Below are 12,762 nucleotides of genomic sequence, written 5' to 3'. Positions count from 1 at the left end.
CTTTGCTTCGCCAAAAGAAAAGTAAGCAAAAGAAAACAAGCCGAAGGCGCAGTTTCTGCGAAGCTAAAGGCGACCCGAGTATCTGCGCGGGCTACGCCCGTCCCCTCGCTGCGGACAATCGAGGCGGTTGCGATCAAAACTCGGCCTGCGGCCTCAAACAATGATCGCAAAAACCCCGCCCCGCTTGTTCCTCACTCGGCTTGCTACACGGGATCTCGCGCAGCTCAACGAGGTTTGGTTTTAAATCGATGTATTGTTCTCTAGGTATTGTAGATAAAGGCTTGCAAGCAAATACATCGATTTCGTAGGGCGGGTTAGCCGAAGGCGTAACCCGCCAATCCGATTCCGATATCACAAATTGTAATCAGCAAGTAGATACTGTCTTGCCGGTCAAGCATTTTGGTACTCAGCTTGATACTTTTTCTGGGTTTTCAGTACGCCGAAGCACAGGTGAACTAATTTGCGCATGCAAGCACCGAGCGCCGACATTTTGCTCTTGCCTCGGGCAAGCAAACGCTCAAATAAGGCTTTGACGTGGGGGTTGTATTTGGTGGCGACGATGGCAGCCATGTAGAGCACGGCACGAACCTTTGCAGGACCAGCTTTAGACAGTTTGGCGCGCCCAAGAATCGATGACCCCGATTGCCGCTCGACGGGCACCAAGCCCAAATAGGCCGACAATTGTTCGGCCGTATTGAATTGATGCGTATGCATCACCGCCAATAATTGCGTGCCACTTTGTGGGCCGATTGCTGGGATGGTTTGCAGTAAATTGAGGTCGTTTTTCAGGCCAGGATGACGGTCGATATGGTCGTCGATTTGGCTTTGTAGCTTTTTGAGCTGAGCATTTAGAAAGACAATACTGTCGTTAATCGATTGATGAATCAGCTCGGTCGTCACCGTAGATTCGGCTTTTTCTTGCCGATTTTTTTCGCGGAGTAAGTCTTGCAAAATCGCTTCGCGGCGAGCCAGAAGTCCTTTTAGAATGCGGGCTTCAGGCGGAGGTGGCAGCCACGCAGCAGGCTTAATCATTGCGCAATAACGCGCCAGAACTTGGCTATCAACGCCATCGGTTTTGGTACGCACCGCGAGGCCTTGGCCGAAATGCTTCACTTGTGCGGGATTGGCAATCGAGACGCAAACGCCTGCATCATGCAGTAGTGTGGCGGCCAGTTCGTGATACACGCCAGTGGCCTCCATTGAGACGTGCAGCTGGTCATGCGGAATGTGATTTTTAGTCAGCCAAGCCAGCAAATCAGCAAGGCCTTTGGCGGTATTGGGTACGACCTTGGCCTTGCCTTTGAGTGGGTCAAGTTGAGTTAACAAGTAACAATCGAGTTTAGCTTTAGCAACATCAATACCGAGATAAAACATGAAGATTCTTCCTGTAAAAATGCCTAATTCGCCCACTTGCCTTGTGCATACAGGGTCAAAGCCCTTGGCTACCGTTCAGTGTCTGATTTGGCGAAAGAAGTGAGGCGAAGGGTTTAATCTACAAAACAAGGTCAATGCCTTAAGGGTGGAACCAAACTCACTTCGCCTCGTGTGGTAGTAGCTAACCACCACGGAGAGAAAGATACAAGGGTGGAATAAGCTTCGCGCATTCCACCGGCTCGGCGGCTGGCATGGTGGAATGCACTTCGTTTATTCCACCCTACATTGCTGATGTCGGTTTCGCAGCATAAACCCTGCAACAATGCCATCTGACTTGCTGACCTTACAAAACTAATGGCACACTGCATATGGATCGATAAGGGAAAACATGGCTGCCCGAATCGAATAAACGCTAGCACGCACCTGATTTGCTGCGCCATGTAAGCGACGGCGCAAGCACAGCTCCCAAAAGATAAACCGCCGCATGCTGGCAAAGCCAAATTCATAAAAAAACCCCATTTTCAAAGTGTGCTGGACGGTATTGCTGATGTTGCCCTCAATCGACCCCGCCATGATCAAGACCTATCTACTGCTCTTTAGTCTGGTAAGCGTGCTGTTTTGGCTCAATCTAGCTGGGCGAACGTGGTGTGCATCGCGGCGGCGCTCGCGCTGCACGTTTGATCTGCCGCACGCCACTGCGTCGCTATCGATTATTGAGCATTGGTGTAAGCGTTATGGTTATACCTTGTACTCTAGCAGCAGCACGCGGCGCTGCTATCAGCGGGGATCTTGTCTTTGGTATGGCGCGCCACGCATAGAGGTATTCCAGAGTGGCACGGCTTGGGAGTGGCAGCTGCAAGCTTATGTCCAGTTCAAATCAGGCGTAATCAGCGGCGAACTAGCGCTGGATGAGCACGCCTTACATCCGCTAGGCTCAGGCGATAGCAAAATAGAAATTCTGCCAATGCGCTTACTCAATACCCACCGGCTGGAATTTAACCGCCTACTCAAAACGCTCAATTTGCCACTACTGCCCTAGGCGCAATATGCCCGAAATCGATCTATTTGCCATTTTGAATATTTTGCTGGTCATTGCCCTGCTGCCGCTGGTGGTCTGGGCGACCTTAGCTGGGCTACGGCTGGCACTACGCGGCTGCAAAGCGCGTAGTGTATTTAAAATCATGCTGCACGATGATTTTGGCGCCCGCCTAGAGCGCTGGTGTCAGGCGCATGATTACACCGCCAGGCGTACGCCAGCTGGCGAAATTTTATTACAACAAAACATGCTCAATCCGCTCAGCCCCACGCCACAACTGCGAATCTGCCACCAAGAATACCATTGGCAAATTGAAGCTTGGATCGACTTTTTTGTCCCCAAAGCCGCCTGCGAAATCGCCCCCGACACGTCAAATCTTCTCGGTAAGCAGATCTGTAAATCATTTAAAGTCGAGCTCAATTTGCTGCTGCAACTGCTTGAGCACCCAGAAATGCCTTAAATCGCCATGCCACGCGGCGTGTTGCCGCTATGCCTTGCCTTGCCTTGCCAAAAAAAGCCTCGCGGATGCGAGGCTTTTTTGTTTTATCTGAATGAGTGGTGATATTGCGTAGGGAGTCGCGCTAATGCCGCGCGGCACTTACTTTTCTTGAGCGGCCAAGAAAAGTAAGCAAAAGAAATCCGCCCTAGTATCTGCGTCCGACTTCGTCGGATTCCCTCGCTGCGGACAATCGAGGCGGTTGCGATCAAAACTCGGCCTACGGCCTCAAACAATGATCGCAAAAACCCCGCCCCGCTTGTTCCTCGCTCGGCTTGCTACACGGGATCTCGCACAGCTCAACGAGGTTTGGTTTTAAATCGATGTATTGTTCTCTAGGTGTTGTAGATAAAGGCTTGCAAGAAAATACATCGATTTCGTAGGGCGTCAATGAGCGCAGCGAATTGCGCCGAATACGCCGCAGATAAGCATCGCAACGGCGCGATTCACGTAGCTATCAGCGCCCCACGTTATTACACCGAACGCGATATTTTTAAATTTTCGGTCAAACCTTTAGTTGCTTAATATGGTTTTCCAAATCATAAAGTTTTTGTAATATTTCATGATTTGGCACACTTATTTTTTCAGCTATTGATTGATGATTGCCTTGTCTTTCAATTTTATTATTATCAACCTTCACATCCAAGCCACCCAATGTTTCAATGATCCATTGAAAACAAAGTAATACAGCACCTAGCACAACGGTTTGAAACAGCGCGAACAATCCTGCCCACATTCCCATCTGCGACCAAACATAAAGAGTCGTGATACAGCCCACGATTAAAGCCAAAATACCAAGCATAACTAGCAAACCATACAAAGGTGGTTTATTTTCAATTGCTTTTTCCACAGGGTAACTCCCAAAAAAACTTAGTCAATTTGAAATTAATTTAAAATTTAACCGATTGATTACGTTGCACCATTAGTTCTAATGCTTCATCTCCACGTAATAAAACCACTTTAACAATACTTCCTTTCTTGCCAAAAAATGATTTTTTAGCGCCATCAATGGTACTAATCGAATCCTGATTAACGCTAAGCAATTGATCTCCTTCTTTAACGCCTACTTTTTCAAGTTCGCCGCCATCGCCTAATTCTTTAATAAAAACTTTGCCTTCTTTCTCTTCAAGTTTTAAGCCCACCGTTGAGGCTTCTGTTGCCTTGATATAACCTAATTTTTCGTAGCTATTTACACAAATGCCTTTTGATGCGGCAGCAGCAGCCACTCCAATAATTGCACCAAGACCAATGCCACCGCCAGTACTTTCACAGTTAAAAGTTTTTCCATCAGAAGCAACCATTGCATCTTGAAAGGTCATGCAACCCGTTAAAATTGCCACGCAAATTGGCACAATCAGTAATTTGTATTTCATTCCATTTTCCTAGACTAAGTATTTACCCTTATAAAAATCGAATTATAACGATAGGTAACATCTTACTGTCAACAAAAGAAAGTAGATAAATCGCTTTCCACTACAATTACTTAGATCAATGAAAATCAATGGGGTCAGAGTCGATTGATTTCTAGTATTCCGTGGAATCAATCGACTCTGACCCCTTTGATTCTTTCTAATTACGACTGGTGATTCCCTCATCAGATTGGCGGCTTATCCCCCAAGGGGACTTGCTTCGGGGCGCGGCTAAATAAGCTACCCTACGTATCGGTGTATTTGCTTGCAGGTGTTGCTGAGCAATGCTTGGCCAGCAATACCCACAAAAAAGCCTCGCAAATGCGAGGCTTTTGTTGAGTGCTGGATTGGGGCAAATCAGGTTTGGCTTGCCCAAATGGTGAAGTTAAACACACGCAACTGCGTCGTTTTGGGCGCTTAGTCTTTGCTGCATATAGCGTTGAATATTGTTATTGGCGGCTTCGGTTAAATTGCAAAATTCCAAGCCATGCAGCACATGGTCTTCGCTGATTTCGCTGAATTTGCTGCGAATAATCGCGCTGGCCTCAACCGATATTGCGCCGTCCTCAAAGGGTAGTTCCAGCGATACATGCAGCTCATCACCAATCATGCCCAAGGCGGCGTGATATTCCACTTGCATGCCTTGTTCAGATAAATTCAGCAGCATGGCGCGGCGGCGCATATCACCGGTGCGCTCAACCAGCAACGCTTGGTGCAAGGCCACGCGCGAGAAGTGGCGGCTTTGTTCGATGCGCATCTGCTCTGGCCATTGCAAACCGATCGTCCATTGCGGCTGCTGCGGCAGGGGGATCAGCTTGGACTCAAAGCACAGCACGCCATTGGGTACGGCCAGCCGTACGCTCAGGGTGGCGGCACCATTTAATTTAACGCGGATATCGAGTTGGTCGGACTTGATCAATGGGCGAATCAGCAGCGTTTGCCCGGCAATCACGTGCAGTAGCTGAGCGCGAATCGGCATCATATTAGTCTGCGGCAGGCTAATAAACAGCTCTTTACCGTCCAATAAATACTGGTTTAGAGCGAGTTTTTGCGCGTTGTCTAGCTCGACCGTGTTTTCTGCTGCTGGATTGATTTGGTTCATTGCAAACTCCCATATCGACCCCAGAAAGATGACTCAAAAAGTAAGCAAAAACAAGAACAATATTTAATTTATCAACAACTTGCAGCAAGAAAGCTATGCCTTAAGTCGCAAACAATAATGACCTGATGCAGCGTGAATTCGACGCGAGATGGCAAAGCGCTCGGTGGTCGTTGGTAATTGCATATTCTTTACCTAAGCTGCAACGTCCCCACACGCTGAGAAAAGACCATGAAACAATTCAACCTTGATGACACCGCCATCATCCTAATCGACCATCAAGTCGGCACCAATACTTGGGCGAGTACGACGCCGATCGCGCTACTGCAACGCAATGTCTTGATTCTGGCTCGTTTCGCCGCAGGCACTAATATGCCGGTCGTCCTCACCTCTAGCCAAGAAACCAACGTGAATGTGCAAGGCCCGTTAATGCCCGAACTGCAAGAAGCATTACCCGAAGCCTACGCGGCACGCATCAAGCGTCAGGGCGTCGTCAACGCTTGGGACGACCCTGCTTTTGCCGCTGCCTGTCGCAATACCGGTAAGAAAAACTTTGTGATGGCCGGTGTAACCACCGATGTGTGCATGGTCGGACCGGCCATCAGCGCCAAAGAGGAAGGATTCGATGTCCAAGTCGTCTGTGACGCATGCGGTTCGTCCAATCCCATCGCCGAAGACATGTCATACCGCCGCATGGAGTTTGCAGGCGTACGGCTGACCAGCACCAATGCCATGATTGCAGAGTTGGTTAAAAACTGGGCAACACCAGCAGGTGCGGTGGCTTTTCCACTACTCACCTAAACCGCAACATGCTGAGCATCATCACAGTGGGTATCTGGCTTAAAGGTTTTTAGCATAATATTTAGCCAGCAATACCCATCAAAAAGCCTCGCGAATGCGAGGCTTTTCGTCAGCTCAAGTTAGCAAAATCCGAATGACAAATCTCCGAATTACAAATCCGTCGCCGCTTGCAATACGCGCTCTAGCCTGCACCCGCGGCTGAGTTTTGCTAAAAAGCGCATCGGTATAAGTACCCATATTGGGCATGATCATAACCAGAATGGGTTTGGGTTGATGTAATGCCGCGCTCGTTGAGCTGGGGTTTAAAAACCCGCCAAGCGCACCGAGTGCATCAGCGATAAAAGTTATATCGTTTGCTCGACGGCAACCATTTACGCGCCACTGCCGCCTCTGTGCCTAAGCCCATTTACATGGATTTAAGCCGACCACGAAAGTGCCGATACACCGCGTCATTATTAAAGCCATCGACATTCTGGCTAGAAAAAATCTTCGGAGTTACGCCTTGCGCCAAAGCGATTTTTTGCGATTCGACCACCAAGGTATTAATCAATACACAACCGGCAATCGTCGAGAACGCGCCGGTGACTTGCTGATTGACTTCGCACAAACCATCGCCCGGCGGCACGCAGTTGTCGAGCAGCAAATCCGCGACGTCCATTAGCTTTTGGCCGGAATGATGTCGGCTCGGATTTTGGCTAGATTGCTCAACCGAGGTGATCACGATGACGCGATGGCCTTTTTCTTTGGCCAGTAGTGCAAATTCAATCGGCAGCGCATTGCGCCCAGAGTTAGAAATCACCACAATTAAATCCCCAGCAGCGATTGGCTGTTCCGCCCATAAAATCGCCGCCAAGCCCGGTAGTTTTTCCAAGGCCGAGCTACGCAATGCGCCATCGGCAGTGGTCACCGTTGAATCGAGCACCGCATTGATATTGCCCAAGCCACCCGCGCGAATAAAGCCTTCTAGACCGATCATATGCGAATGACCAGTGCCCAGAATATGGATCATTTGGTCATCGATAATCGCATCAGCAAACCACTGCGCCGCCAACGGCATCGGCGTTAAATTGCGCTCGATCAGCATTTCGATCCGATTTTGCAGCTGGGTAATATAGTCAAACATCAGCGCCTCTCCGGGTAAAAACAGCCATGTTTCAATGCCGCCCCGAGCATCAAATATAGATGTATTAAGCTACAGCGTTCTCTATTCATCGCCTACAAGGTAATACCCATATGGGTCGTGTTTGAGCTGCTGATGAGCGCAAATTGCAGACTACGCCCAAGGCCGTGGCTTTGCGCCACGCTCAGCGAGATTGAGTCGCTAGCGAATAAATATTGCTGGCGTCATCGTTCGCCAATAAGGGCCAAAAAAAAACCTCGCGCAGGCGAGGCTTTTTCGATTTTTTTTGAATGGCGAAGTCCAAGGCTGATTCGCAATAAATGCAAATTGTAGGGTGTATTTGACGCGAAGCGGCAATACGCCAAACACAACTCATACAGCGCAATGCCGTTGGCGATTACGCTCGCGTGGCAAGAAACATCTGCTGCACATCACGCACCAATTGCAATGAAGCTTCGATTTCGTCTTTACGAATGGCAACGCTCTCAATATTGCAGCCTACAGGTATGCCCTTCTCAGCAGCGTATTGCAAAAGCTCGGCGAATATACCCTTACACACATCCAGTGATTTAGCCAAAATATCGCCCGAATGAATCAAGTCGTTCTCTAGCCATTTGGGTATGCTAATCCCTAGCCACTTCATAAATTCTAGCGTTTTCACTGAGCCACATGGCGTAATGGTGAAAATAATCGGCACCATCGCCGTGCCTGTTTGTTGGCAAGCGTAGTAGTAATCCGACAAAAAATTCTTCGCCGCCTCAACGTTGTAAACGCATTGCGTTACAAAGAAAGAGCAGCCCTCAGTCACCTTGTGCGCCACGCGCAAATGCTCGTCGTTTTTGACCAAATGCCGCTCAGGAATCGCCACGCCACCGACTAGCAGATGGGGATTCACCTCGCGGCGCAGCGCGTAGGCTTGGGCCACGGTGAGCGACACCTGCTGCTGGCGAGATGCCGCGCCAACAAACACCGACACCCCATCATTCATCGCCAGCAAATCAGCGCCAAATTGCTCAGGCGAATACTTACCCACGCAGCGGTAGACAATTTTGGCCATGTCTAAAGCCGCAAGGTAATCCCGGCTATACACCAGCGGATCGAGCGTCGCCATAAACGGAAACGGCCGCGTTGCATCGGTGCGATCGGCCTCGTCTTGAATGTCATACAACACCAAGCCATCCAAACCCAGCGGCGCAATGCGCTCAATTTGCAGCGCGGCAATCTCAGCGATTTTTTCCGGCGTGTTATTGGCCTTGGGCGGCGTAATGCCATACAGCAAGATACCAGACTGACGTTGGGCGATTTTGGTGTGCAGTGAATTAGGCATGAGTAGACTCGGATTCGTTTGCCGAGATTTTACGCAGTTTTGACCGAATAATTACAAAAAATCTTAATCGGCTTATGTGGCGCATCACCGTAAGTTGGGTTAAGCCTACACAGCCCAATATTTACCGCGTGCCTCGCCCTTTATTTCAAGCTTAGGGCGGAATAAACATCGCGCATTTCACCAGTTCGTGAAGTAGCAAGGTGGAATGCACTTCGTTTATTTCGCCCCACCGGATTGGCGGGTTACGCCTGCGGCTAAGCCCGCCCAACCATTCGCTCGCCAAGCGTATCGATGTATCTAATCACCGCGCATCATCCTCGCGGGCAATATGGATAAAAAAATAGCCTCGCAACAGCGAGGCTATTTTTTTTTCCGGATGCTCGGCGAGCTTATATCCGCCGCTTTACGGTGTAACAACGATGACGGGGATAGCGCTTGCGCTAATTAGTTAAAAAATCGACGCCATTCTGATGCACCAACCAACTGACGGCAATGATTGCGATCGAGCTTGCGGCCCAAGTAACGGCCTCGGTTATACGCTAAATCACGCGCAGCAATCGCATCGAGTTTACGCCGCGACGACATATCGTCGACTTCTTTAAATGCCCGTAACCGAGCCATTTTATAGCGACCGTCACGGCCATCATCGTGCTCGATGCAATATTTCATCGCGCCAGCAAAGGCACCAATACGATGTGCATCTTGGCGACTATCGGCCCAAGTGGGCGCCGATGTCAGCATGAATGTGGCCAATAAAGCCGCGAGGATTTGAATAAATTTCATACTTTAACTCCGAATTAGATTACTGATTCAGCGATCTAGCGCGAACTTTCATCGCACTGATCGCCTGATTATTCATGCCCAGCCAGCCAACAAACTCCGTGATTCATCGAATGAATCGACCCCACTCGATCAGCGTAGAAATAACGATCGATTCAGAGTTTCGTAAGACTAGGAAAGCGCATCATAAGCAACGCTTGAACGAGATTGAATCGCATGTGCGGTTTCTCACATCCGCTTTTAGAATCCATGCGTAGTCTTTTTTAATGATTCGGCATGGCTGCATGCATGGGCTAAACCTGCGCAGCAAGTAGGATGGAATAAGCATCGCGCATTCCACTAGTTCGTCGGGTATCAAGGTGGAATGCACTTCGTTTATTCCACCCTACCGGATTGACGGATTGGGGTGATCCACCCGCGCTGATTGCCACTGACGATGTTGGCAGCGGATTGGCGGGTTATGCCTGTGGCTAAGCCGCCCTACGCCAAGCGTATCGATGTATCCAACCATAGACCTTCATCATCAAAGCCTAGCTAGCAATACCCATAAAAAAAGCCCCGCATCTGCGGGGCCAAGCTTGGAGGGTAGTCGGCGATATGTTTACTTTGGGTAGTAGTGGCTCAGGGGTTGTTTGAGGTTGATTAGCCACAGCTCAGTCGCTTCGTTGCTCGGTTTAACGACAAGGCGTTCGTTGTTGGGGAGTTGGCCGTTGTCGATGACGACATCATCGACGTCTTTGCCGCTGGCGAGTTCGGTTTTTAGGCCAAAGTCGTTGTCGTTCATGATGGCGATGCCGCCGTTATATAGAGCGAGGCCTTCGGCTTTTTCGGCTTGCCAGCCCAATTCGCGCAAATCGAGTACGCGCTGTTTGCGGATCATTTTGACATTGGCTAAATCAGCTTTGCTAGCGTATTCCGGCTCTTTGCCAGCGATGGGCGCCAGCGTATCGGCACCGGCGATATCAATCACATACAGCACATTGCGCAGCTGTTTATCTTTGCCTTTGCCTTGCTCAATCAAGGCAAAATGCGTGTTGTCGATGGCGACCAGATCACCAATTTTGGCGTCGCCAGTTTTTTTGTACGCGTCGACATCCAATGGGTAGGCCAAGGTGCGCGTTGCGCCGCTGCTTGGGTCAAATTCAACCAGGCGGATAAATTGGGCGCTGGATTTGGTTTCGCCGTCGATATTCAGTGTCGATTGCAACATGGCATACACTTTGCCATTGGGCGTAAAGGCGACGGCTTCAAAGCCGCGATTGGCTTGGCGATGTTTAAGCACATCGGGCAAGCCCGCGCCGGGGGCAAGTTGCTTTAACACTTTGCCGCTGGCGGCATCGACTTGCAGCAAAAATGGGCCGTATTCATCGACCACCCACAATTGGCCTTTTTTGCCGGCCACAATGCCTTCGGGATCGATACCGCGTGGGCTGGCGTCTAGCGTTTTGAGCGTGTCGCTCAGTGCCACTTCGCCGGTGGCGCCAACGCGACCTTGCGGCAACGGCAGGCCACTAGCCACTTGGCCGTCAATTAAAAACGGCTTGCTCGAGATCACATCGGCAGAATGCTGGCGGCGAACTTTGATTTCGGCAAAGCGCGGCGCGTAATCAGGCGCCAAAAAGAATTTGGCTTCGCGCTTTTTATCCCCCACTTGCACTTTAGGCGAGTCACCATTGGGGCCGCGATCACCGGTCGCCCAAAAATACAAAGTGCCGTCGCGATCCATTTTTTTAAATCCCAAGCCAGAGCCCGGCGCAAAGGCAAATCCTTGTGGAAAGGCGCTGGCAAATTCACCGTGATAAGCGATGTTTTCTTTGCTTGGGCTTTGCAAGGTGTAGCGCTCAATCGAGGCAATCGCCGGGTGATCAACCTGCTGCATTTCAAACAAGGGTGCGGCATGGGCAGCACCAGCGATTAATAAAGTGATGAGCGAAAACTTCAACATGCCAAACCCGCCAATGAATTAATGATGGATTGCGATAGTAAGGCAGTTCAATGACATCTGAATGACAAGTTCGTCGGCACAGTTGAACACGCAGCCACTGCGCCGCAATAGCAGCACGCAGCATCAGGCTGATGTTATTTAAAAAGGCCGCCGCCAAACCGAGTTGTTATATATATACAATCCGGCTGGGCGCACAGTGCAATACTCAAGCGCTTAATGCGTTTTTTCTACTACGTCTGGAATCGGCGGCAAATCGGGCACTGCCGGCAGGCCATTGGCGGTTTCGGCGTCGATTAGCGTTTTTAAACTCTGCCATTCGCTACTGCCCATCGGCGATTTGCTGCATACCAAAGTATCGTCGCTAATCTGTTGCTCAGCATGTAGCGCCAATAGCGCATCCCACTGCACCGGGCCTTGCGGTTTACGCTCGGCGTCGAGATAAAAATAATCAATGGTGGTGATTTCTTTGATTTTGCTGCTGCCTTTATCCAGCAGCTGTTTGCCCGCATTGGCCGCTTGTTTACTCATTTGCACCCCAGCACCAGCAGCCGATTTACCCAGCTGCAGCATTTTGCCGCTGGCCGAGCCAATCAAAGCATTTAAGCGTTCGGCATCATCGCCGCCAATCGACTTGAGCACCCCCATATCGTGCACTTCTTCTGCACCGCTAAACTCAAGATAGGGGGCGGATTTAAAACCCAATTGGCTAGAGATAAACACGTGAGGGATTTTGCCGCGCGCAATATTGTACTGTTTGGTGACGGCATTATATTGTTCGCGATAGCCATGCAGCTGTGCTTCAACTTGTTGAATGCTATCAATCAAGCGGTTGTACTGTTGATTGCTTTTGAGTTCAGGAAACTTTTGCGCCATGCCCGCCATGGTATTTAACGCAATATTGGATTGATGCACCATGCTTTGAATCGATGTCAGGCTGGTATCTTCAGACACCTTCAACATCACCAGTTTTTCGCTGTCTTCATAGCTTTTAACCACATCAATCAGCTGATTAATTAAGGAAATCTGCTTTTTGGCCACTACACCAATATTTGACCATGCTTCTTTGACATTCTCTGCGCTACTGCGTAAGCCGTTATAACACCAAAGCGCCAAGCCGCCCAAAATCAGAGCAGTCCAAAACAAAAAGCTAAATACACTCGAAATAAATTCCATATCACCCCCGGCTAGTTTTAAAGACTCAATCACCGATTAGCACGGCCATCGGCGGCTTTGCGCCTCTTTATCGCTGACTATTTTATTTCATATAGATTTCTTTACCATCTTAAATAAAGAAAGTGTTGTGAATAGGGAAAATACTTAGTTTAAGCACCTTGTATGAGTGTCCTTGTTATCGCACATTAGCCGCACCGACTAG

At 49.5% G+C, this 12,762-nt stretch carries 12 protein-coding genes; 3 read left to right on the top strand and 9 right to left on the bottom strand.

Annotated features, from left to right (window positions below; translation table 11 throughout):
• Positions 1-390: 390 nt before the first annotated feature.
• Positions 391-1,374 (bottom strand): IS110 family RNA-guided transposase, encoded by a 984-nt coding sequence (locus tag K4H25_RS02025; RefSeq protein ID WP_221021794.1) that lies wholly within the window; start codon positions 1,372-1,374, stop codon positions 391-393.
• Positions 1,375-1,945: 571 nt separating this feature from the next.
• On the opposite strand from K4H25_RS02025, the gene K4H25_RS02020 reads away from it, so the two are divergent.
• Both K4H25_RS02020 and K4H25_RS02015 read left to right on the top strand, forming a co-directional pair.
• The gene (locus tag K4H25_RS02020; RefSeq protein ID WP_221021793.1) at positions 1,946-2,413 is read left to right on the top strand and encodes a hypothetical protein; all 468 of its coding nucleotides are present in this window, start codon (positions 1,946-1,948) and stop codon (positions 2,411-2,413) included.
• Between the two features lie 7 nt (positions 2,414-2,420).
• The gene (locus K4H25_RS02015) at positions 2,421-2,870 is read left to right on the top strand and encodes a hypothetical protein (RefSeq protein ID WP_221021792.1); all 450 of its coding nucleotides are present in this window, start codon (positions 2,421-2,423) and stop codon (positions 2,868-2,870) included.
• Positions 2,871-3,411: 541 nt separating this feature from the next.
• Here the strand turns inward: K4H25_RS02015 and K4H25_RS02010 are convergent.
• The 3 genes from K4H25_RS02010 to K4H25_RS02000 form a co-directional block, all read right to left on the bottom strand.
• Positions 3,412-3,756: a hypothetical protein gene (locus tag K4H25_RS02010; protein WP_221021791.1), complete on the bottom strand. Its 345-nt coding sequence runs from the start codon at positions 3,754-3,756 to the stop codon at positions 3,412-3,414.
• 40 nt (positions 3,757-3,796) lie between these two features.
• Positions 3,797-4,279, bottom strand: a complete 483-nt coding sequence (locus tag K4H25_RS02005) for a PDZ domain-containing protein (RefSeq protein WP_221021790.1) — start codon at positions 4,277-4,279, stop codon at positions 3,797-3,799.
• A 421-nt stretch (positions 4,280-4,700) separates the two neighbouring features.
• Positions 4,701-5,417 carry a PilZ domain-containing protein gene (locus tag K4H25_RS02000; protein WP_221021789.1) on the bottom strand — a complete coding sequence of 239 codons (717 nt, stop codon included), beginning with the start codon at positions 5,415-5,417 and terminating at the stop codon, positions 4,701-4,703.
• Positions 5,418-5,645: 228 nt separating this feature from the next.
• Here K4H25_RS02000 and K4H25_RS01995 point away from each other — a divergent pair, with 228 nt between their 5' ends.
• Complete coding sequence (locus tag K4H25_RS01995; RefSeq protein ID WP_221021788.1) at positions 5,646-6,215, top strand: isochorismatase family protein; 570 nt, start codon at positions 5,646-5,648, stop codon at positions 6,213-6,215.
• Between the two features lie 406 nt (positions 6,216-6,621).
• Here K4H25_RS01995 and K4H25_RS01990 read toward each other — a convergent pair whose 3' ends face one another.
• The 5 genes from K4H25_RS01990 to K4H25_RS01970 form a co-directional block, all read right to left on the bottom strand.
• Positions 6,622-7,338 (bottom strand): sugar isomerase domain-containing protein, encoded by a 717-nt coding sequence (locus tag K4H25_RS01990; RefSeq protein ID WP_221021787.1) that lies wholly within the window; start codon positions 7,336-7,338, stop codon positions 6,622-6,624.
• A gap of 394 nt (positions 7,339-7,732) precedes the next feature.
• The gene (locus K4H25_RS01985) at positions 7,733-8,662 is read right to left on the bottom strand and encodes a methylenetetrahydrofolate reductase (RefSeq protein ID WP_221021786.1); all 930 of its coding nucleotides are present in this window, start codon (positions 8,660-8,662) and stop codon (positions 7,733-7,735) included.
• Between the two features lie 444 nt (positions 8,663-9,106).
• Positions 9,107-9,445 (bottom strand): hypothetical protein, encoded by a 339-nt coding sequence (locus K4H25_RS01980; RefSeq protein ID WP_221021785.1) that lies wholly within the window; start codon positions 9,443-9,445, stop codon positions 9,107-9,109.
• Positions 9,446-10,043: 598 nt separating this feature from the next.
• Positions 10,044-11,387 carry an esterase-like activity of phytase family protein gene (locus tag K4H25_RS01975; protein WP_221021784.1) on the bottom strand — a complete coding sequence of 448 codons (1,344 nt, stop codon included), beginning with the start codon at positions 11,385-11,387 and terminating at the stop codon, positions 10,044-10,046.
• A 213-nt stretch (positions 11,388-11,600) separates the two neighbouring features.
• Positions 11,601-12,560, bottom strand: a complete 960-nt coding sequence (locus tag K4H25_RS01970; protein WP_221021783.1) for a LemA family protein — start codon at positions 12,558-12,560, stop codon at positions 11,601-11,603.
• Positions 12,561-12,762 lie beyond the last annotated feature (202 nt).

The sequence above is a fragment of the Deefgea piscis genome, from assembly GCF_019665785.1.
In the GTDB taxonomy this organism is placed as follows: domain Bacteria; phylum Pseudomonadota; class Gammaproteobacteria; order Burkholderiales; family Chitinibacteraceae; genus Deefgea.
Note: the sequence above shows the minus strand (reverse complement) of the source record. Positions and strands in the feature narration are given on the sequence as shown.

Bases quoted from the DNA above. Each gene is read 5' to 3' on its own strand.
- K4H25_RS02025 (WP_221021794.1), bottom strand. From the start codon at position 1,374: ATGTTTTATCTCGGTATTGATGTTGCTAAAGCTAAACTCGATTGTTAC.
- K4H25_RS01980 (WP_221021785.1), bottom strand. From the start codon at position 9,445: ATGAAATTTATTCAAATCCTCGCGGCTTTATTGGCCACATTCATGCTG.
- K4H25_RS01970 (WP_221021783.1), bottom strand. From the start codon at position 12,560: ATGGAATTTATTTCGAGTGTATTTAGCTTTTTGTTTTGGACTGCTCTG.
- K4H25_RS02015 (WP_221021792.1), top strand. From the start codon at position 2,421: ATGCCCGAAATCGATCTATTTGCCATTTTGAATATTTTGCTGGTCATT.
- K4H25_RS01995 (WP_221021788.1), top strand. From the start codon at position 5,646: ATGAAACAATTCAACCTTGATGACACCGCCATCATCCTAATCGACCAT.
- K4H25_RS01975 (WP_221021784.1), bottom strand. From the start codon at position 11,387: ATGTTGAAGTTTTCGCTCATCACTTTATTAATCGCTGGTGCTGCCCAT.
- K4H25_RS01990 (WP_221021787.1), bottom strand. From the start codon at position 7,338: ATGTTTGACTATATTACCCAGCTGCAAAATCGGATCGAAATGCTGATC.
- K4H25_RS01985 (WP_221021786.1), bottom strand. From the start codon at position 8,662: ATGCCTAATTCACTGCACACCAAAATCGCCCAACGTCAGTCTGGTATC.
- K4H25_RS02005 (WP_221021790.1), bottom strand. From the start codon at position 4,279: ATGAAATACAAATTACTGATTGTGCCAATTTGCGTGGCAATTTTAACG.
- K4H25_RS02020 (WP_221021793.1), top strand. From the start codon at position 1,946: ATGATCAAGACCTATCTACTGCTCTTTAGTCTGGTAAGCGTGCTGTTT.
- K4H25_RS02000 (WP_221021789.1), bottom strand. From the start codon at position 5,417: ATGAACCAAATCAATCCAGCAGCAGAAAACACGGTCGAGCTAGACAAC.